The sequence below is a fragment of the Micromonospora echinospora genome (assembly GCF_014203425.1).
Taxonomy (GTDB): Bacteria; Actinomycetota; Actinomycetes; order Mycobacteriales; family Micromonosporaceae; genus Micromonospora; species Micromonospora echinospora_A.
The window spans coordinates 1,876,277-1,896,332 of the sequence record NZ_JACHJC010000001.1; the positions used below are offsets into that span (position 1 = coordinate 1,876,277).

Annotated in this window: 14 protein-coding genes and 1 tRNA gene; 8 read left to right on the forward strand and 7 right to left on the reverse strand. The window is 67.8% G+C overall.

The window, feature by feature from the left end:
* Positions 1-20 precede the first annotated feature (20 nt).
* The 4 genes from FHU28_RS09015 to FHU28_RS09030 all read right to left on the reverse strand — a co-directional run bounded on the left by FHU28_RS09015 (position 21) and on the right by FHU28_RS09030 (position 7,395).
* The gene (locus FHU28_RS09015) at positions 21-671 is read right to left on the reverse strand and encodes a hypothetical protein (protein WP_184682729.1); all 651 of its coding nucleotides are present in this window, start codon (positions 669-671) and stop codon (positions 21-23) included.
* Between the two features lie 75 nt (positions 672-746).
* Entirely contained in the window at positions 747-2,306 is a 1,560-nt protein-coding gene (locus FHU28_RS09020) for a type I restriction-modification system subunit M (protein ID WP_184682731.1), read from the reverse strand.
* Positions 2,303-3,829 carry a restriction endonuclease subunit S gene (locus FHU28_RS09025; protein WP_184682733.1) on the reverse strand — a complete coding sequence of 509 codons (1,527 nt, stop codon included), beginning with the start codon at positions 3,827-3,829 and terminating at the stop codon, positions 2,303-2,305. Before FHU28_RS09025 ends, FHU28_RS09020 begins: the two co-directional genes overlap by 4 nt.
* Before the next feature lie 5 nt (positions 3,830-3,834).
* A complete protein-coding gene (locus FHU28_RS09030; protein ID WP_184682735.1) occupies positions 3,835-7,395 on the reverse strand; it encodes a DEAD/DEAH box helicase family protein in 3,561 nt (1,186 codons plus the stop codon).
* A gap of 532 nt (positions 7,396-7,927) precedes the next feature.
* On the opposite strand from FHU28_RS09030, the gene FHU28_RS09035 reads away from it, so the two are divergent.
* The 4 genes from FHU28_RS09035 (at position 7,928) to FHU28_RS09050 (ending at position 11,680) form a co-directional block, all read left to right on the forward strand.
* Positions 7,928-9,328 (forward strand): N-6 DNA methylase, encoded by a 1,401-nt coding sequence (locus FHU28_RS09035; protein WP_184682737.1) that lies wholly within the window; start codon positions 7,928-7,930, stop codon positions 9,326-9,328.
* On the forward strand, positions 9,325-9,939 hold the full coding sequence (locus tag FHU28_RS09040; protein ID WP_184682739.1) for a restriction endonuclease subunit S: 615 nt from the start codon (positions 9,325-9,327) through the stop codon (positions 9,937-9,939). The genes FHU28_RS09035 and FHU28_RS09040 overlap by 4 nt, the downstream gene beginning before the upstream one ends.
* A gap of 314 nt (positions 9,940-10,253) precedes the next feature.
* Entirely contained in the window at positions 10,254-10,802 is a 549-nt protein-coding gene (locus FHU28_RS09045; RefSeq protein WP_184682741.1) for a kinase, read from the forward strand.
* A 44-nt stretch (positions 10,803-10,846) separates the two neighbouring features.
* Positions 10,847-11,680, forward strand: coding sequence for a MerR family transcriptional regulator (locus FHU28_RS09050; RefSeq protein ID WP_184682743.1), 834 nt, complete (start codon positions 10,847-10,849; stop codon positions 11,678-11,680).
* A gap of 4 nt (positions 11,681-11,684) precedes the next feature.
* On the opposite strand, the gene FHU28_RS09055 is transcribed toward FHU28_RS09050, so the two are convergent.
* Positions 11,685-11,849, reverse strand: a complete 165-nt coding sequence (locus FHU28_RS09055) for a hypothetical protein (protein ID WP_260412864.1) — start codon at positions 11,847-11,849, stop codon at positions 11,685-11,687.
* Positions 11,839-12,573, reverse strand: a complete 735-nt coding sequence (locus tag FHU28_RS09060) for a class I SAM-dependent methyltransferase (RefSeq protein WP_184682745.1) — start codon at positions 12,571-12,573, stop codon at positions 11,839-11,841. The genes FHU28_RS09055 and FHU28_RS09060 overlap by 11 nt, the downstream gene beginning before the upstream one ends.
* Positions 12,574-12,650: 77 nt before the next feature.
* Here FHU28_RS09060 and FHU28_RS09065 point away from each other — a divergent pair, with 77 nt between their 5' ends.
* The 4 genes from FHU28_RS09065 (at position 12,651) to FHU28_RS09080 (ending at position 19,076) form a co-directional block, all read left to right on the forward strand.
* Complete coding sequence (locus FHU28_RS09065; protein WP_184682747.1) at positions 12,651-15,716, forward strand: VWD domain-containing protein; 3,066 nt, start codon at positions 12,651-12,653, stop codon at positions 15,714-15,716.
* 63 nt (positions 15,717-15,779) lie between these two features.
* Positions 15,780-15,852: transfer RNA gene (locus FHU28_RS09070), tRNA-Lys, on the forward strand.
* Positions 15,853-15,993: 141 nt separating this feature from the next.
* Complete coding sequence (locus tag FHU28_RS09075) at positions 15,994-17,322, forward strand: MFS transporter (RefSeq protein ID WP_184682749.1); 1,329 nt, start codon at positions 15,994-15,996, stop codon at positions 17,320-17,322.
* Entirely contained in the window at positions 17,319-19,076 is a 1,758-nt protein-coding gene (locus tag FHU28_RS09080; RefSeq protein ID WP_184682751.1) for a glycoside hydrolase family 2 protein, read from the forward strand. The genes FHU28_RS09075 and FHU28_RS09080 overlap by 4 nt, the downstream gene beginning before the upstream one ends.
* On the opposite strand, the gene FHU28_RS09085 is transcribed toward FHU28_RS09080, so the two are convergent.
* Positions 19,061-20,041, reverse strand: a complete 981-nt coding sequence (locus FHU28_RS09085; RefSeq protein WP_184682753.1) for a DUF2804 domain-containing protein — start codon at positions 20,039-20,041, stop codon at positions 19,061-19,063. The genes FHU28_RS09080 and FHU28_RS09085 overlap by 16 nt on opposite strands.
* Positions 20,042-20,056 lie beyond the last annotated feature (15 nt).

Consider the following 20,056-nt stretch of genomic DNA (forward strand, 5'->3'; position numbering starts at 1 on the left):
TTCCTCGGTGAGCGATGCCGTTAGTCAATAACCCAGGCAATGGCTGCGGCGATGCGCTCGATCCAGTCGATGGCATCCGTGGCATCCGCATCGGTGATGCTGCGTCGCTGCTTGAGATCACCGTCGAGGAGGTCTGCCTCGTGGGCGATCTTGTTGCGGCGTTCGGTAATTGCCATGTACTGCTTTTTTAGAGTTTGCTCGGTCATCGCCGTCCGGCCGTGGTTCCACTCGTTGATCTGCACGGCGGCGCTTGCCCAGACGTTCTCCTCCGTCACAAGCTTGAGCGCCTCGCTAATCTTGCGAGGGTTCTGCAGGGAGGCGTTCGCCCATTTCGCCCGCACGTGATCAGAGACGGCGTCGGCGAGCGTGGTGGTGCTCTGGCGTATCTCCTCCACCTTTTCCAGCGGTAGCTCAAACTTGGTCAGCTGGTACGGCATGTTGGGGCTGTTCTGGCCAGCTAGGTCAGCCACGCGCCGGTACAACTCTTCATGGAACCAGTGGTCTATGGCGCTGACCGCCTGCACCCACGCGGCGCGATAGAAGTCGCCGACGTCAAGGATGGGGGACTGAAACGCCGCCAGACTCCGTCCGGCGATGACCATCTTTCTGGCATACTCGATATTCATTCGAAACGCTTGGAACTCCCGCGTCTTTGGATATCGATCTGCCATTCGATGCTCCCGTCACAGCGATTCACCTCGATCGAGTCTGCCGGCATGACGAGAGCGGCGCAAGTAGACTGTCAGTTAGTCGATCTCCGTCGGCTGGGGCGCGTCGCTGTCATCCGCGACCTCGCCACCGAGGGTCTCCGCGATGGCGGCAAACTCGGCCAGCGCCGCCTGTAGGTCCTCAACGATCTCTTGGGCGATCACCGCAGGCGGGAGCAGGTCGTTGGCATCATCAAGCGCCGGATCCTTCATCCAGGTGATGTCGAGGTTGATCTTGTCGCGGGCGATGAGTTCGTCGTAGTCGAAGCATCGGAACCGCTCCGACTCCACTCGCTCGCTGCGGGGTTTGCCGGGTAGGTAGGCCACGACGAATTCGTCTAGGTCAACCCGGCGCAGCGGACGTTGCCTAAGGGTGAAGTGCTTGCCGGTGCGGAAGTCGTACACCCATAGCTTGGAGGTGTTGGGAGCACCTTCGGTGCGGGGCGGTCGCTTTTCGAAAAACAGCACGTTGGCCTTGACCCCACCGGCGTAGAAGATCCCGGTGGGCAAACGGAGAATGGTGTGCAGGTCGAAATCGTCGACCAGGCGACGGCGTACCTTCTCGCCCGCGCCGCCCTCGAAGAGCACGTTGTCCGGCAGCACCACCGCCGCACGGCCGTTCATCGCCATAAGCGACATGATGTGCTGCAGGAAGTTGAGCTGCTTGTTTGTGGTGGTGGCGCGGAAGTCGTCCCGCTCGTAAGAGATGTCCTCCTTCTCGACCTTGCCGTCCGTACCGACAACGGTGATAGCGGATTTCTTGCCGAACGGCGGATTGGCGAGTACGAGAGAGGCGTGCCGTGAGGGCTTGTCGGCGAGGGCATCGCCGACGGTGATGAGCGAAGGGCCGTCGGCGTCACCGATGCCGTGCAGAAGCATGTTCATCGCCGCCAGGCGCGCGGTGCCGGTGACCAGCTCAGTGCCCCAGATCTTGCCTGCCCCGAGGGCCAGGCGCTGCTCACGGGAAAGATTCCGCATGTGGTTCTTACGGATGTAATGGTGAGCGGCGATGAGGAAGCCCCCCGTCCCGCAGGCGGGGTCGGTAATGGTGTCTTCCGGCCCGGGCTGCATCACGTCGACCATGGCGTCAATGAGTGCGCGAGGAGTGAAGTACTGGCCGGCCCCGGTCTTGGTGTCCTCGGCCCCTTTGGCCAGCAGGCCCTCGTAGGCATCGCCCTTGAGATCCGTTCCCTGGATTGTCCAGTCCTTCTTGCCGATCAGATCGACGACTAGTTTCTCCAGGAGGGCGGGCTCGGTAATGCGGTTCTGTGCCTTGGCGAAGATCGTCCCCAGGGTCGTTCCGGGATTCTTGGCCAGCGCTGAGAGGATCTCGCGGTAGTGGACTTCGAGGTCGAGGCCCTTGAGGCGGACGAGTGACTTCCAGCTGTACTCGACTGGTACGACGGTTTTAGCCTCTTGTTCAGTGAACGGATCATCGGCGATCTCGTCGGCCATCTTGAGGAAGAGCAGATACGAGAGCTGCTCGACATATTCGATGGTCGAAAGGCCGTTGTCCCGCAATACGTTGCAGTAGTTCCAGAGTTTGGCGACCAGGGCATTGGTCTGAGCGTGCGCTTGGTCTGGGGGCGCGATGGTCACAGCGGAAGCTCCTGCTGAACGGCGTTTATGGGCCCAGGGGTTGACGGTCTGCGAGGCGGGAGTGGAGTGGCCTTCACAGCTGCGGTCCTGCCGGGGCGGCGAGTAGAGTTAGCGGCTTTTCCGCCTTTGGCCTCGTGCTCGGCGCGGCTCCGGTCGAGGAGTACGGAGGCTGGCTCGTCGTGGGGGTCCTGGTGGACCAGCTTGCCGGCAAACGCCCGCCTAAGAATCGCCTGCCGGAGATGCTGAGATCGTACTGAAATCAATGCCATCTGCGAGTTGAGGCGATCACTCGCTTCTAGCAGCTGGGCCGACTGCGCGACGAGAGCCCGCTGCTCATCCATTGGTGGAATGGGCAGGGGCACCTCCCGGCACGTCGAGAGTGCAACATTGAACTGACCAGCGGTTGCCTTCGCTGTCTTCTTGAGCATGCCTAGCACGAATGGTGAACGAAGCGCGAGAGCTAGCCAATCAGGATCAACCTCGGGACCCGCGCGGAAGGCGACAATGGCCTGATTTATGTTCCATTCTGGATAGTGATCCGGGACGATCGCGGTCTTCCCCAGGGGCGGACCAACGATATTGGTAAGGACATCTCCCGGTCGCACTCGTGATCTCTTCAGTAGTTTTTCATGCGTCTCGCGATCAACGTAGGTGGGCTTGTTTGTGAAATCTACTCGCCCATCCTGCGTGATGTTGTAAACCTTCAGGAAGGGGATATCGCCGCTCCCGGCGTGCATCAATGGAGCCGCAGGTGTAGAGCCGCTGCAAATGAACTCACAGACATCGGAGGAACGGCGCCAGAACCATCCCTTGGGTAGGGAAGGTAAGGCACCGTAGTCGAAGCGTTTACTTTCGAAAGCCTCGAGGAAGTGGCGGCTGTCGTCGCTTGAGTCCGAGGCGGCTCTGATTGTCAAGGTTCCAAGGACTGTCCTGTCCAGTACGGAGGCGGTGAAGGGCTTAAGGCGCCGCTGTGCGCTCGCAGCCACCTTCATCACTGCGTCGAGACGGGAGAGATAGTCATCGAGGGTCTCGACGATGCGATGCTGCTCCGGTGTGGGCGGGACTGCAATAACGGTCTCGAGTAGCTTGTTCGTAGCTACACTGGCTTGATTCACATGATTGTTGAGAACCTTCTGAAAATAACCGCTCATCCAGAGCCAATGAAGCTGGGACGCCAAGAATCCAGGAACTATTCCGTCCGGAGGGCGCAGGCGGGTCATGTGGTTCGAGTAGCCGACGGGCTGCTTTATCTGGACCAGTGTAGTTTTACCTACAAGTGCGGGGCTGTTTGTGTTATTGAACAGGATATCGCCTGACTGCACCCTGCGGTCTGAGTCATCAGCGACGTAGCGGACATCCGTGAGATCTAGTGCTCCGTGTCGATTTATGTTCATTGGGCGCAGGTGTAGGACGCCTTGTCCATCGCGATTATGTCTGCCGCTTGCAAAACCCGGACCCGCCTCCACGCCGAGCGCCGCTAGCGTTGTTTTAGCCCACCCTTCCGGCAGGCTCGCGTCACTCAATGCCGTCACGCTAACTCTCGATTCAACTCGTCCAACAAAGCCCGGACGTCCCGCCTTGGGAATGCATGCGCGAATCCTCGCCCACCACCACGGCCCTTGAAGGGTTCGGCGTTGAACTCGGCCGCGCTAATGCCGACATCACTTGCAACCACATCGCAGATTGAACGCAGCCACCACAATTGCTCGCCGGTGAATTCCGCCCCCGCCTGCCGCTGTCGGAGCAGCCAGCCTTCGAAGCGCTGTTCTACCGTCTCCCGGTATGGTCGTAGTTCGTCGTCCACGCCCAGCTCGTACCGGATCAATGAGATCAGATCCGGAACGCCCGCTTCCCGACTGGGGGAGTGCGTGGCCGCGCCCAGGTCCTCGTAGTAGGTCCACAGCGCCTGCGGTGTCCACGCGTAGTCTGGGCGGCGGATCTCTGCAACCAGTTCTTGCAGTGCGGCGTAGGTCTCTGCGGGCGACACTGACCGTGGGCTCGTTAAGGCGATACTGACGGCGGCGATGCGGTCGCGCTCCGTCTTCAGCAGCTGGCTCCACCGGCCGATCTGCTCGCGGGCCCGCTCCTCACGCGGGACCTCCTCGACATTTGTCACCTCCACGGGGGTGTACTCGTCGAACAGGTAATCCTTCTCCCGGCGGATCTCGATGATGTGCCGTCGTAGCTCGGGATGCTCGGTCAGAGGCGCGAGCGCGTCCTCGATTAGCTTCCGGGCTGCTGCCTGGCCGCCTTCCTCCCTGGCCCGCTCCTGCTGGTCAGGGTCAACTGCTGTGACGATGGCGCTGGCGATCTGGGACAGGGTCCGCCCGCCGGCTGCTCGAGTCAACAGCTCGCGCTCCTCATTCGTCAGCTGCTGGTTGAGTCGCGCCAGCCGGCCGGCGAGGATTTCGGCCTCGCTAGAGCTGATCGACTTCGTACCGGCCTTGTCCAGCAGCTTTGCCAGCGAGACCTGCCGTTCACCCGCTGGCACCAGCGGCTTGGCGTCGACCAGCGGGGACTCCGTGACGCCCACTGCGTCGATGAGCACGAAGCGGTCCTTGCGCACCGAGCCGTCAGCGTCCGGCGTGACCTCCTGCAGCTCTGTCGGATCGATGGTCCGGGCGCCGCGGCCCTTCATCTGTTCGAACAGCACGGCGCTACGTACCTCGCGTAGGAAGATCACGCACTCAAGTGCCTTGATGTCTGTACCCGTGGCGATCATGTCGACGGTGACGGCGACCCGCAGCCGGGGTGAGGTCCGCAGCGCACGGATCAACTCGTCGGGGTTCTCACCGGCCTGGCGGCTCTTGTACGTGATCTTCTTGGCGAAGTCGTCGCCCCGGCCGAAGACCTCCTTCACCAAGGCGAGGACGTCCTCGGCGTGGTCCTCGCCGACCGCGAAGATGAGGGTCTTTGGCAACTCGCTGCGGCCCGGGAACCAGCGCCGCCAGTTGTCCCGATAGGCCGTGAGGACCGCCCTGATCTCGTCGACCGCGACAACCGACCGGCCGATCTGTCCGGTGGTGTACGTGAAGTCGTCATCGAGCTCCTGGTAGCGCTGGCGCCGGGTCTTGCGGTCCCGGACCCGTACCGTTGTGCCGGCCTCAATGGTCGCGGTGCCCTTCTCGCGCAGATCGGTGCGCATCCGTACGACGTCGAAGTCGACGTTGACTCCGTCGGCTACCGCCTGGGGATAGGTGTACTCGGAAACGAGGTTGCGGCCGAAGAATCCGAGCGTCTGCAGCGTGGGGGTGGCGGTTAGGCCTACCAGGTGCGCGTCGAAGTACTCCAGCACGCCCCGCCATAGGCCGTAGATGGAGCGGTGGCACTCGTCTACGACGATCACATCGAAGGACTCAATCGGGACTTGCGGGTTGTAGGTGACCTCGATGGGCTGGTCGGTGGCGTATGTGTCCTCGTACGCCGTGCTGTCGTCGGCCTCGTCGGCCTGGTCATCGTCGGTAAGCGTCTCGCCGCGCAGCAGCGAGTACATCTTCTGAATGGTGCAAATGACGACCGATGAGGTGTCCTGCAGGCCCGTCGTCCCGAGCCGGTCGACGTTGTAGATGTCGGACAGCTTCCGCCCGTCGTCCGGTGTGGTGAACTTGCGGAACTCGTCGTACGCCTGCTTGCCCAGGTTGTTGCGGTCGACCAGGAACAGGACTCGGCGCGCCTTCGCGTACTTCAGCAGCCGATAAGTTTGCGCCACTGCCATGAAGGTCTTACCCGCACCCGTCGCCATCTGGATCAGTGCCCGCGGCCGATCCTCGGCCAGGGACTTCTCCAGACCGCTGATCGCGTCGATCTGGGCAAGGCGCAGCCCGTGCGGCTCCAGTACAGGCAACCGACGTAGCGCAGCCCGGAACGTCGAGGCCTTTGGTGTCTGGTCTGCGCGCTGCATCCACGCCGCGATCGTCTCGGGGCGGTGGAACCAGAACACCTCGCGAGAGCGGGCGTCAGGATCGAGGCGGTTGATGAAGTAGGTCTCGGTGCCCGTCGTTGCATAACGGAAGGCGAAGGGTTCGGTTTTGTGCCAGACGGCGAGGCTGTGCTCCTTGAGTACGCCGGCGGCGTACCGGTCGTTCTGTTCCACAGCGCTGGAGAGGTGGTCGCCCTCGCGCTTGGCCTCGACTACCCCGACAATCTTCCCATCGATATACAGCACGTAGTCGGCGCGGCCGGTGGCGACGGTAAATTCCCTAACCGCCACGCCTTGCGCCGCCATGGGGTTGACCTGGTTGCGGTCCTGGATGACCCAGCCCGACTTGCGTAGCATCTCATCGATGACCTTGCGCGCCTGCACCTCGTTAAGGGGTGCCGGCCGCTGCGCGCGGTGGACGATCGCCTCGCGACCCTTGGCGTCGACCGGCCGGGGCTGGCGCCGGGCAACCTCGTACTTCGTGTGCTGAGCGTTGCGCAGTTCCTCGATTTGCGCGGTCAGCTGCTCGACGCGGGCGAGTAGCTGCGTGCGGTTTGAGCCGGCGCTGGCGATCAGATTTTCGGCCTCGGCGCGCGCCTTCCGCTCGGCCTCCAACGCACTGGTGGACTCCGCCAGCCGCACACGGGCCTGAGTCAGGGCCTCGCGGTGGCCGCTCAGGGCCTCGCGCAGCTCGGCCAGCTCGGCCGGGTTTGTCACCTGAGCGTTGTCGCCAGGGTCAATGGGTGGGACGAACTCGGCGACCGTTCGGCGGCCCTCGATCGCGTCGTGGAACCACAGGCCGAGCTTGTAGCAGATGCGCACAGCGACCAGGGCGCGCGCGGTGTCAAACAAGTGCCGGTGAGCGGCCCGGTTACGGTCGCGACGCAGTTGTTCGAAGTCGTCGCGGATCTCGCTAACGAGGACGCCAGCTCTTGTGAGTGCGTTCAGACGGTCGACTTGGCGGTCACCCTCGACGCGCATCCCGATCCGGGTGACCAGCTCCTCGGCCAGAACCTCGCCGAACTGGCCGGCCTGAACCAGAGAGGAGTTCGGGTTACTAAAGACGGTTGCCTCGGCGAGGGCGCCGTAGATGGACAGCAGAGGCTGGTGCGGGTACAGCACCCCGAAGTTTGGTGACGCCTTCGCAAGGTCACGAAGTCGCTTGTCCACGCGCCCTCCCCGCTCTGTAGCAGAACCGGCCAAAGCTACCGGACTTGCCTCTGTGGGTCCTCCCCCGAAGGGTGTAGATCGTAGAACGCTCGACTCGATCTATGCGAACCGCGTGGACTTGGCCGCGTCCAGGGGAGAGTGAGCAACTGCGTATGCTCCTGCGCGCTTGACGCGCAGGAGCATACGCGCCTATAGTTTGAGTCATCTACTCGCGGAAGGGGTGCGCTCTTGGATGTGATCAGGTCCCAGGCTGTGCGGCACGTGGTTGGCGTCGTGTCTAGCGGCCGACACTTCCGACTGTCCGGCGGGCTCCGGTGATTATCAAGCCGTCGTCTGGCATGTTGGCCAGCGTGGTGGCGCCGGTTGGCACGGCGTTGGCCGACGCGCCGTGGTGGATGTTCGTCGGTACGGTCCTTATCGCACTGACGCATCGGATACTGCCGCGGGAGTCGAAGGACTTGCTGAATCTCTGGCTGCGGATCATTTCGCGTCGGCAAGGCCTGAGGGGCAAGCAGGACAAGGGAGGGGAGACATGACTGACGTATCGGGCAAGCACACGCGTTCGCCCGCTGCGGATGACGCGGCGGCACGGCATAGCCATGAGGCGCTGTGGCGCGGCTTCGACCGATACCGGGGGATGCTCAACGTCATCGAGTTCGGCGACGTCGTGCTCGTCCTGTTGTACCTGCGGAGCCGCCCCACATGGGAGGTGCTGGCCGACGGCGCCTCGGATGTCGAGCGGGCGATTCGTGCCGACCTGTCGGCGGACGGAAAGGATCCCATCATCCTCCGTCCTCTCCTGGAGTCGGTGCGCAAGATCGATGAGGCGGGGCAGTTGGCGCCGCTCGTCGAGCTAGTCGAGCGGCTTGACTCGGACGATGAAGTCCCGCTTCCGCAGGTCTTCAGTGCGGTGCTCGAACAGGTGAGCGGGGCGGCCGGGCGCAAGGGCAGCGGGGACTTCTATACGCCCAGTGCCATCACCGAGTTGGCCGCAGGGCTGCTCGCCCCGACACTAAGCGACCGGATGCTTGACCCCTGCTGCAAGGCGGGCGGATTCCCCGCCGCAATTGCCGATCGGCTGATTCGGCAGGGCAAGGCCGTCGACCAGTTGACCATAGCGATCTCCGACTACTCAATGCGCTCGTTCGCGTTGGCGTACCTAAACCTGCGCCTGAGGGGAGTAGCGCCGCAGGTACTGCCGGGCGCCGCCGAAAGCCTGCCGACCGGGGCGCCGGAGAACCGGTACGACGTGGTAACGGCAAATCCGCCGTTCAACATGTCGAACTGGAACGGCGATGGCCGACTCAGCGGGTGGTGGCGTTACGGTGCACCACCGGCACACAACAGCAACTTCGCCTGGCTGCAGTACATCATCGCCTCGCTCAACCCGGGTGGCCGCGCAGCAGTGGTAATGCCGTACGGTGCCGGCCTCTCTGAGAACGCGCAGGAGCGGACCATCAGGGCTGCGATGCTCGACGATGACGTAGTGTCGGCAGTCATCGCACTGCCGGGTCAGATGTTCCCCGGCACCGACATCCCGGTCACGCTGTGGCTGCTGCAGCGATCGCCCGCCGGCCGGCCCGGTGAGGTGCTGTTCATCGACGCAACCGGACTTGGCGGCGTCCAGCATCGGGCCCGCCGTACCTTCGCCGGCGCAGACATTGACAGGATCGTCGAGACGTACCGGGACTGGCGCGAACACCGACTTGAGGGGGTCCCAGGATTCGCTGCTGGGATGCCACTTGAGAAGATCCGCAGCGACGGGTACCGGCTGAACCCCCGCGCCTACATCAGACCAATTGACGAGGCGCCAGACTTGCGGACGCGAGCCCGGGAGGTAGGCGAACTCACGCAGCGACTCGACTGGCTTGCCGAACAGGCCGCACGCCTCGACCGGACCATCGAGGCGCACCTGAAGGAGCTTTCCCTGTGAGCTCGCTGATCGGTCCAATGCCAGACGGCTGGCAGGAGATTCCGCTAGCCGAGCTTTGTCAAGTGGTGGCCGGCCCGTCGAACAGCATGATCCGGTCGGTCGACACCGATGGCGTGCCGATCGAAGTCGTCGCACCGAAGCACTTGCTGCACGGTCGCATCGCGGGGGGCAGCACGGTACTGGTGACGCCTGAGGCTTCCGCTCGGCTGAATCGGTATCGACTCGTCCCCGGCGACCTGATCTGCGTGCGTACCGGAGACCTCGGCAAGCAAGCCCTCGCCGGCCCGGAACACGAGGGATGGGTAGCCGGCACCGCCTGCTTCCGGCTACATCCCGACCCGACGGTTGATTCTCGGTACCTGCTGAACTACCTGCGGCATCCGGCGGTCCGAGACTGGATCGCCCGGCACGCCTCCACAGCCACCGTGCCAACGCTGACCCTCAGCACGCTCCGGACCTTGCCGGTACTGGTTCCGCCCCCCGCCGTGCAAGCGACGATCGGCGACATCATGAGTGCTCTCGAGGACAAGGTCGCACTACACCGGGAGATCGTCGAGGTCACGCAGCAGCTACGCGACTCGCTTTTGCCGCTGCTGCTGACAGACCGATGAACGCCAAAATCCGAACACCTGGACTGTGGGATGTGGGGTGCTCTGCGGGTGCTCGGCCGCCATGGACAGGTCCAGCTCGGGTGGATTGTTGAGCGGTGTTCGTGCGGTGTAAATAGGTGAACCGGGCAGAACGTGCACTGGTGTGGCGCGCAGGGACAGGGAAGCATCGATCAACGTTGACTCTTAATCCGCGGGTTCGGGGTTCGAGTCCCTGGCGGCGCACCAACGAGCAAGGCCCTGAACTGGCGTTCCACGCCGGCCGGGGCCTTTTTCGCGTACGTCGACCGCAGGCTGCCCGCCGGTGGGGAGGGAATGTGCGCGCTGAGCCTGCCGGTAGCCCGGACACGATCCTCGTCTGCATCCGGGGCAACTCCGGCTCGGGCAAGAGCAGCATCGCCCGTGAGCTGCGCCGCCGGCACGGCCGGGGCTGCGCCCTCGTCGAACAGGACTACCTGCGCCGCGTCGTCCTGCTGGAACGGGACAAGCCCGGCGGTGTGGCGCCCGGCCTGATCGAGCAGACCGTCCGGTTCGCGCTCGACCACGGCCACCACGTGGTCCTGGAGGGCATCCTCCACACCGGCCGCTACCGCGACATGCTGACCTCGCTGCGGGACGGCCACCGGGGCCGGTCGCTGTTCTGCTATCTCGACGTGTCGCTGGCCGAGACGCTGCGCCGGCATTTGACCCGCCCACAGGCCGGTGACTTCACCGCCGAGCAGATGAGCGGTTGGTACGCCGCGCACGACGTCCTGGGCTGGCCGGGCGAACTCGTCCTCCCGGAAACCACCGGACTGGAACAGGCGGTCGAGGCGATCGCGGCTGCCGCCGGGCTTCCCCAGACCGGACGCGACGACAGGCGTTAGGCGGCGTTTGCCCTTGCGGTTACTGCAGGGGGCAGGCTGGGATCATGTTGTCGATCAGCGAGTTCAGCCAGATGTGTCACCTGTCGCCGCAGGCGCTGCGCTTCTACCACGCCGAAGGGCTGCTCGTGCCCGCCGAGGTCGACGACCGGACCGGCCACCGCTCGTACGCCTTCGAGCAGGTGGAACGCGCCATGCTGATCACCCTGCTGCGGGACACCGGAATGAGCGTGAAGCTCGTCCGGCGTGCCCTCGACGAACCGGACCAGGCGCTCGCTCTGCTCGATCGGCACAGCGACGAGGTCAGCCGGGAACGCCAAGCTCAGGCGGACGCGATCGCTGCCGCCCGCGCCGTCTTCGAGGCGCAGCCTGAGCCGCGGTTGCGGCACGTGCCGGCCGTGACTGTGGTGGCGCGGCTCGTGCCGGGCACGCCGCTGGGCCGTGACGCGCAGGAGTGGGACCTGGCCGAGGAGATCATCACGGCGGCGGCCGCCGAACTGGTCACCACCGTGCGGCAGGCCGGCGTCACCTGCCTGGGTGAGCCGTGGCGGACGCTGGCGCTGGAGACGCCGGAGCAGGACCGGCGGGTACTCGACGGCGTCGGGCCGTTCTGGACGGTCAAGGTCGCGGTGGCGGGCACCCCGGAGACGCTGCCGCCACTGCCCGCCGACCTGATCGTGCAGACGCCCGACGCCCACGACGAGCTGTCCATCTTCATGCCGGGCCGCAACACCATGGCGAAGTACTGCACGGTGGTCCTGCGCCTGCTCGACGCCGCCCCCGTCGACGGTGACCGGTTCGCCAACCTGGCGCGTCTGCGTCAGGAGGTCCGGCCCGACGGCGTGCTGAGCAGCGCGCCCGTCGAACGACGACCGGCGTGACCGGTCAGGGCGCCGGGCTCGCGCTCTGCTCGGCGAGCCGCTTGAGGTTCAGAAACTGACGGCGGGCCATCACCAGGTCTCCGAGGCATCCACCGAGGGCGATCACCCGGTTCGCCCGCATCACGACCTTGAGCAGCAGGCGGGTGCCGTCCCACCGGTCACCGAGCATCGGCCCGGCCCAGCACCAGCGTGGTCCGCAGGTCGAGCACGACGGTGCCGCCGAAGTCGTCCACCAGCCGGTCCAGGGTGGCGATCCCGCGTCGCTGTTGCTCGGGGGTCCGGGACAGGTACGGCCCGAACGTGCGCATCAGCGCCAGGTACCGCTCCTTGTCCAGCGGCAGTTCCCGGCGGAACACCTCGCGTCGTACGTCGTCGAACTGCCCGCTGTCGAGGATGTCCCGGTGGAACCAGTCGACGGGCCGCTCCCGGACGGTGGGGTCGACGGATCGCAGCGCGGCCCGGACGGCGTCCCGCTGGCCGGCGTCGGCGTAGTCGTAGCGGTGTCCAAAGACGGCGAGCGTGCCGCCGGGCGCCAGGGCGCGGCGGGCGTGTGCGTTGCGGGTGGCGGCGTCCAGCCAGTGCCAGGCCATCGCGCAGGCGAGCACGTCCACCCCGCCGGCCGGTGGGGTCCAGCGTTCGAACGTGGTCGCCTCGACGCGGGCGTCCGGAAACCGCTCGGCCAGCCGGGCCGCCATCCGCGCGTCGGGCTCCACACAGGTCAGCGGCGCGCCGAGGCGGGCCAGCACGTCGGTGCCCTTCCCGGTGCCCGCACCGATCTCGACCACCGACGCCGGCGTCCCGCCGTGGTAGGCGAGGATCGTCTCGGCGATCTCCGGCGGATATCCGGGCCGTGCGCGCTCGTACAGGTCGGCGACCGTCCCGAAGACATTCATCACCAGCAGGATACGGCTCCGACCGGTCCCCGACAGACCGCGACGGAACCGGCCCGCCCGCCCTTACAGTCCGCACCATGAGGTGGATCCTGCGGCTGGTGGCGGCGCTCGCCGTACTCGTGACCGCTCTGGCGACCGGGGCGGCGAGCGGCGCCGCGGCGCCCGCCGACGGCGGCCTCGGCCTGGCCCTGCGGCCCGGCCAGGCCGACTACCGCTCCGGCGACCAGGTCCGCCTCGACCTCACCGTCACGAACACCACCGGCGCGGCCTGCGCGCTCGCCACCCGCGCCGTCGGCACCGTGCAGGTCATCGGGGTACGCCGGGACGGGCGCGACCTCACGCCGACGCTCGCCCGCAGCTTCCACGACGACGGGATCGGCGCCGCCGCCACCGCAGCGCTCACCACAGTGGAACCGGGCGCGACCGCCACCGTGGCGTCGACCGGGGTACGGCTGCGCGACGGCGAGGTGGTGCTCCGCTCGGTGGCCGCCACTCCGGACGGCGGCGGGCTGGACACGCTCTGGCCGGTCGGCGCACCCGGCCGGTACGAGGTGACCGCGGGCTACGTGACGCTGCCGGTGACCGGCGCGGCGGATCTGTGCGCGGGCGCGACGGCGCTGCGGACCACCACGTTCACCGTGTCCGACGACGGCGGGACCGGTCTCCGTCGGCTCTGGGTGGTGGCCGGGGGAGCGCTGGCGCTGCTCGCCGTCGCGCTGGTCGTACTGCTGCTGGTGCGCCGCCGACGCCGGCCGACCGCCGCCGCCGTGGCGCTGCTGCTGGTCGCAGTCGGCGCGCTCGTCGGCGGTGGCGCCCGGCCGGCGCGGGCCGACTACGGCGTCGACCCGACCGCCGGTGTGCCGGTCAGCGGCGTCGACTTCCAGGCGGCTGTCGACGGCTGCCTGGCCGGATTCGCGCTACCCGGCGGCGATCCGTCCGGCCTGCTGCCGAGGCTGCGGGACAAGAAGAGTCCCCGGGTGCGGATCATCCCGACCACCGGCGGCTCCGGCGCGTTCGAGACGCCGCAGAGCGCCGACGGCAAGGGCTCCTCGACCGTCACGTGGAACCCGACCTCCACCGACCCGTACGGCGACGGGGTGGCCCGCGACCCCTGCGCCGCGCTCTACCACGAGCTGAACCACGCCGACGACATCTCCCGCGACGCCGTGCCGCAGGGCGAGTGCGGCGGCACCGCCATCCGTACCGCCGAGGTGAAGGCGACGCTCGCGGAGAACCGCTACCGGGCGGCGAAGGGGTTGCCGCCGCGCACCGAGTACGACGGGAAGACGCTGCCGAAGAGCCTCGACGAGTGCAAGAAGCCGGCCAAGAAGACGCCGCCGCCGAAGGGCCCGGTGAAGCTCTGCGAGGACGGCGCCGACTGCGGCGGCAGCAACGGTGATCCGCACCTGGTCACGTTCGACCGGGTCGCGTACGACTTCCAGGCCGTGGGCGAGTTCGTCCTGGTCGCGTCCACCGGCGGCGACCCGCTGGAGGTGCAGGTCCGGCAGACCCCGATGGCGGGCACGCGGACCGCCTCGGTCAACTCGGCTGTCGCGTTCCGCATCGGCGCGCACCGCGTCGCGCTCACCCTCACCGGCGGCGGCACCCGGGTGCACGTCGATGGCGCGCCGCTCGCCGCGCCGTCGGACCGCACCGACCTGGCCGGCGGCGGCACCCTCGCCCGCCGTCCGTCGGACACCGGCCCCGCCGACGGGTACGACGTGACGTGGCCCGACGGCTCGGCGGCGGCGGTGGACCAGATCGGCAGCTACGGCTACCGGGTCCTGGTGCGGCTGGCCGACGGCCGGGCCGGAAAGGTACGCGGACTGCTCGGCGACTTCGACGGCGACCCGGCCGACGACATCGCGCCCGCCTCCGGGGCGGCACTGGCCCAGCCGGTGCCGTTCGACAAGCTCTATCCCGCGTACGCGGACAGCTGGCGGATCGCCGCGGGCCGATCCCTGCTGCACTACGACGACGGGCAGGACACCGGCACCTTCACCGACCGCGCGTTCCCGGAACGTGAGGTCACCGTCGGCGATCTCGACCCGGCCCGGCGCGCGGCGGCCGAGCAGATCTGCCGCTGGGCCGGCGTGACCGCGCCCGCCCAGCTCGCCGAGTGCGTCTTCGACGTCGCGGTCAGCGGCCGCCCCGAGTTCGCCGTGGCGGGTGCGAGCACCGAGCGGGTCGCCCCGCCGGCCGCCACCCCGATCAGCGCCGTACCCGTCGCCGCCGCCACGCTCACCCCCGGCGGGGCGCCGCTGACGTTCGCCGCCCGCGCTGGAGACGCCGTCTTCGTCGACGGCACCGCGCCCGGGATCGGCGACCGCTGCTCGCCGTACGTGCTCACCGACCCGGGCGGCCGGGAGATCGCCAGCGGCTGCAACATCAACGGCAACGGGTACGTCGACCGCGTCGAACTCACCGCCACCGGCACGTACGCGCTGCGGGTCACCGCCGCGCCGGGCGACACCGGCCGCGCCGCGGTGCGGGTGTACACGGCCCGGGACAGCGACGGCACGATGCAACCGAACGGCCCGGCGGTCACCGCGACAGTCGAGCAACCCGGCGCGCGGGCCCGCTACCGGTTCACCGGGAGCGCAGGTGAGCGCGTCTACGTGGAGGTGCCGACGAGCAGCCTCACCGACCAGTGCTCCCCGCTGGAACTGCGGGACGCCGACGGGCGGCTGCTGCGTAGCGGCTGCGTGATCAACGGGGCCGGCGAGATCGACGGCACGGTGCTGTCCGCCGACGGGACGTACACAGTGGTGGTCGACCCGATCGAGCGCAGCACCGGCACGACCACGCTGCGGGTGGTCACCAGCCGGGACCGGGACGCGGCGGTGACGCTCGGCGGACCGCCGGTCGTCGCGACGGTGGACCGGCCCGGCGCGGTCACCACCTACCGGTTCACCGCCTCGGCCGGCACGTCGGTGACGCTGGCCGCGACCGCCTCCGATCTGCCCGACCAGTGCGGCGTACTGGCGCTGCGCGGCCCGGACGGAAGCACGATCACCACCGGTTGCGTGATCAACGGGGCAGGCGAGACCGGGCCGACGGTGTTGCCGGCGTCCGGGACGTACACCCTGGTGGTGGACCCGTCCGGGGCCGCTACCGGGCAGGTCACGATGGCGCTGCGGTGAGGCCGACCCTGCTTTTCCGGGGTGGTGTCCGGGCGTGCTAACGTCTCGTCCCGTTGTCAGCGAGCGCCGCTAGCTCAACTGGCAGAGCAGCGGACTCTTAATCCGCGGGTTCGGGGTTCGAGTCCCTGGCGGCGCACAGATGGCAGAGGCCCTGGTTCGGTTACCCCGCACCAGGGCCTCTCGTCATGTCTGCTCGGGTGCGGCGGCCTGGCCGCCCCCGGACCCATCGACGGCCGGACGGAATAGATCATATTCTGATCCGTCGAAGGAGGCCGTCGTGTCCACCACCCGGAGTGTGCTCACCCCGGCCACGCCGGCCGGTCCAGGCGGCCTGCGCCCCCGCGTCTGGACCGCGCTGATCGTGCTCGGACTCGTCGGGCAGATGGCCTGGACCATCGAGAACATCTACCTGAACCTGTTCGTGTACGACACGATCACCGACGACCCCAACGTGATCGCCACGATGGTCGCCGCCAGCGCCGCGACCGCCACTGTCGCCACCCTGCTGCTAGGCGCCCTCTCCGACCGGACCGGCCGGCGCAGGTCGTTCATCGCCGGTGGCTACCTGCTGTGGGGTGTCTCCACCGCCGCCTTCGGCTTCCTGACCGTGGGTTTCGTGGAGGACATCGCGCCCGTCGCGAACGTCGTGCTCGTCACGGCGATCGCGGTCATCACCCTCGACTGCCTGATGTCCTTCCTCGGCTCTGGGGCCAACGACGCGGCGTTCCAGGCGTGGGTCACCGACGTGACCGAGCCGGCGAACCGCGGCCGGGTCGAGTCGGTGCTCGCGATCATGCCGCTGGTCTCGATGCTGGTGATCTTCGGCGGGTTCGACGGGCTGGCCCGCACCGGGAACTGGCAACTGTTCTTCGTGGTCATCGGCGTGATCATGGCCGGGGCCGGTCTGCTGGCCTGGTTCCTGGTCGAGGACAGCCCGTCACTCGTCCGGCACGAGGGCGGTTACCTGCGCGCCGTCGTCCACGGTCTGCGCCCGGCCGCCATGCGGGCCAACCCGGGGCTCTACCTCGCCCTGGCCGCCTGGTCGATCTGGGGGATCTCCACGCAGGTGTTCCTGCCGTATCTGATCATCTACCTCCAGCGGTACCTGCGGATCGAGGGGTACGCGATCGTCCTGGCTGTCGTCCTCGTCACGGCGTCGGCGGTGAGCGTGGTCGGCGGGCGGCTCATCGACCGCGTCGGCAAGGTGCGCTTCCTGCTGCCGGCGGTAGTGGTGTACGGCACCGGCCTGGCGCTGATGTTCTTCGCCCGCGGCATGGTTCCCGTGATCGCCGCCGGGATCGTGATGATGTCGGGCTTCATGCTCGTCCTCGCCCCGATCGGCGCCATCGTGCGCGACTACTCGCCACCGGACCGGGCCGGCCATGTCCAGGGGCTGCGGATGGTCTTCGCCATCCTCGTCCCGATGCTCGTCGGCCCCTACCTCGGCGCTGCCGTGATCACCGGCGCCGGCGAGGTCTACGAGGATCTCGGCGTGGTGAAGCAGGTCCCGACGCCGGGCATCTTCCTCATGGCGCTGGCCGTGCTGGTCCTCATCGCGGTGCCGGCCGTGGCGCTGCGGCGGCGGGAGCAGGAGGCCCGGGCATGACGCTGCTGACCCCATGGGGTGCCACGCTCGACGCGGAGCGTGTCCTGCCCGAGTATCCCCGCCCGCAGTTCGCCCGGGACAGCTATCTCAACCTCAACGGCCGGTGGGAGTACGCGATCACCGGTTCGGCCACCGAGCCCGAACGCTACGACGGCGAGATCATCGTGCCGTTCTCCCCGGAGTCCACGCTCTCCGGCGTCGGGCGACAGCTCCAGCCGGGCGAGACGCTCTGGTACCGCCGTCCGCTGACACTGCCGGCGGGCTTCCACGCTGCCGGCTCGCGGCTGCTGCTGCACTTCGGCGCGGTCGACCAGACCTGCCAGGTCTACCTGAACGATGTTCCGGTCGGCGACCACACCGGCGGGTATCTGCCGTTCACCTGCGACATCACCGACGCGCTCCGCGAGGACGCCAACGTCCTGGTCGTGGCGGTCCAGGACGACAGCGACACCGGCCACCACTCCCGGGGCAAGCAGCGGCTGCGCCGCGGCGGCATCTGGTACACCGCCCAGTCCGGCATCTGGCAGACGGTGTGGGCCGAGAGCGTGCCCGCCGTGCACCTGCGAAGCCTCACCCTGACTCCGCTCCTCGACGAGCGGTGCGTCGAGGTGACAGCGCACGCGACGGCGGATGCCGGCGACGCCGGCATCCGGATCCTGGCCGACGGGATCGCGGTGGCCGAGGCCACCGCGCCGGTCGGCGTGGCCGTGCGCATCCCGATGCCCGAGGTACGGCAGTGGAGCCCCGAGGATCCGTTCCTCTACGACGTCACCGCCGAGCTGGGCGCGGATCGGGTCCGCAGCTATTTCGGCATGCGCTCGTTCGGTGTCGGGCCGGACGGGGACGGCGTGCCCCGGCTGCTGCTCAACGGCCGGCCGTACTTCCACGCCGGGATCCTCGACCAGGGCTACTGGTCGGACGGCATGTACACGGCGCCCTCCGACGAGGCGATGATCGCCGACATCGCCACCATGAAGCGGCTCGGGTTCACCATGCTGCGCAAGCACATCAAGATCGAGCCGCTGCGCTGGTATCACCACTGCGACCGGCTGGGGATGCTGGTCTGGCAGGACATGGTCAACGGCGGCAGCAGTTACCACCCGCTGGTCGTCACCGCGCCGGCGGTGACGCCGCTGCGGCTGCCCGACCGGGGCCGGTGGCGGCGCTGGTTCGGCCGTGCCGACGCCGGCGGACGGGACCGGTTCCGGGCCGAGCTGCGCGAAACCGTCGAGCATCTGCGCAACGTGGTGAGCCTCGCCGTGTGGGTGCCCTTCAACGAGGGCTGGGGGCAGTTCGACGCGGCCCGGATCGCCCGCGACGTCGCCGAACTCGACAGTACCCGCACTGTCGACCACGCCAGCGGCTGGCACGACCAGGGCGGGGGCGACCTGCGCAGCCTGCACGTCTACTTCCGCCGCTTCCGGGTGCCGCGGCGACGCGGCGACCGCCGGGTGCTGGTGCTGTCGGAGTACGGCGGCTACAACCTGCGCGTCGACGGGCACGCGTTCAGCCGCAAGGATTTCGGCTACCGGCGGTGCCGGAGCGCCGAGGACCTGGCGGAGGCGTTCACGCGGCTGCACACCGAGCAGATCGTGCCCGCGATCCGGGCCGGTCTGAGCGCGACCGTCTACACCCAGCTGTCCGACGTGGAGGACGAGCTGAACGGTCTGCTCACGTACGACCGGCGCGTGGTCAAGCTTCCCGAGGAAGTGGTCCGGCAGGTCAACGAGAGGCTGCGTCACCAGCGGTTCTGAGCTTCCTCCGCCCAGCCGACCAGGCCGTCCAGAGCCACCCGCTCGCCGTCGTCCGCCTGGGCCCAGCCGGAGAAGTGCCCGAAGCACTGGTGGGTCTCACTGGCCACGACGCCGAGGTTGGTGCGGGAGACCTTCTCGTGGAACGGGTGGAACTCCACCTCGACGCGATCACCGCTGATCCGCCACGGCCGCAGCCAGTCGCGGCGGTCGTAGCTCCAGCATAGTTCGGCACCGAGCTTGTTCAGCCGGCCGCCGGTGAACAGCGCGTTCTCGGTCGAGCCGGTGCCGTCGGTCCACTTGCCGCCGAGCTGGATCGACACGTCCGGTCCGCTGCCCGCCGCCCAGTTCCACGTGATCGCGTACGGCCATCTGCCCCGGCCGTGGTCGAGCACGGCGAACGAGTCGTCCTCGGCCACTGTGTGCGTCGTGCCGTTCACCCGCAGCGAGCCGCGCACCGGGCGGCCGACGTCCTTGACCGTGTACTGGAACCGGCGGGTGCTCCACGGGACCACGACGCCGAGTGACTCGTGGCCGGCCGGGAGCGGCACCACGAGGTCGATCTCGATGCCTGGTGCGGTGGCACGGATCGTGCTGCCCTCGGCGGTCTGGTCGATGTCGATCGACAGGCCGCCCCCGCGTGCGCACACGGTGCCCGCGCCGCTGACCGGCGGCATGACGACGCCACGGGCGAACGGAACCACGACGTCCTTGCTGGTCTCGATTTTCGTGGCGCGGTCGAGCACGTAGACGCCGTGCACCCCGGCGTAGTCCAGCGACGACGCGACGAGGCCGACGATGTGGGTCGGCGTCACGATCCCCCAGTACTCCCAGCGCTTGGCTCTTCCCCAGCCGCGCAGGTTCGCGCGGTGCAGCGGCCGGCGGGTCCAGCCGACCGCGGCGGGGTTGAGCCGCCCGTCCGGCATGCACAGGTCGACCGGCTCGACGATCTCCTTCTCGTGCGTCACCGGGGGAGCGTAGCG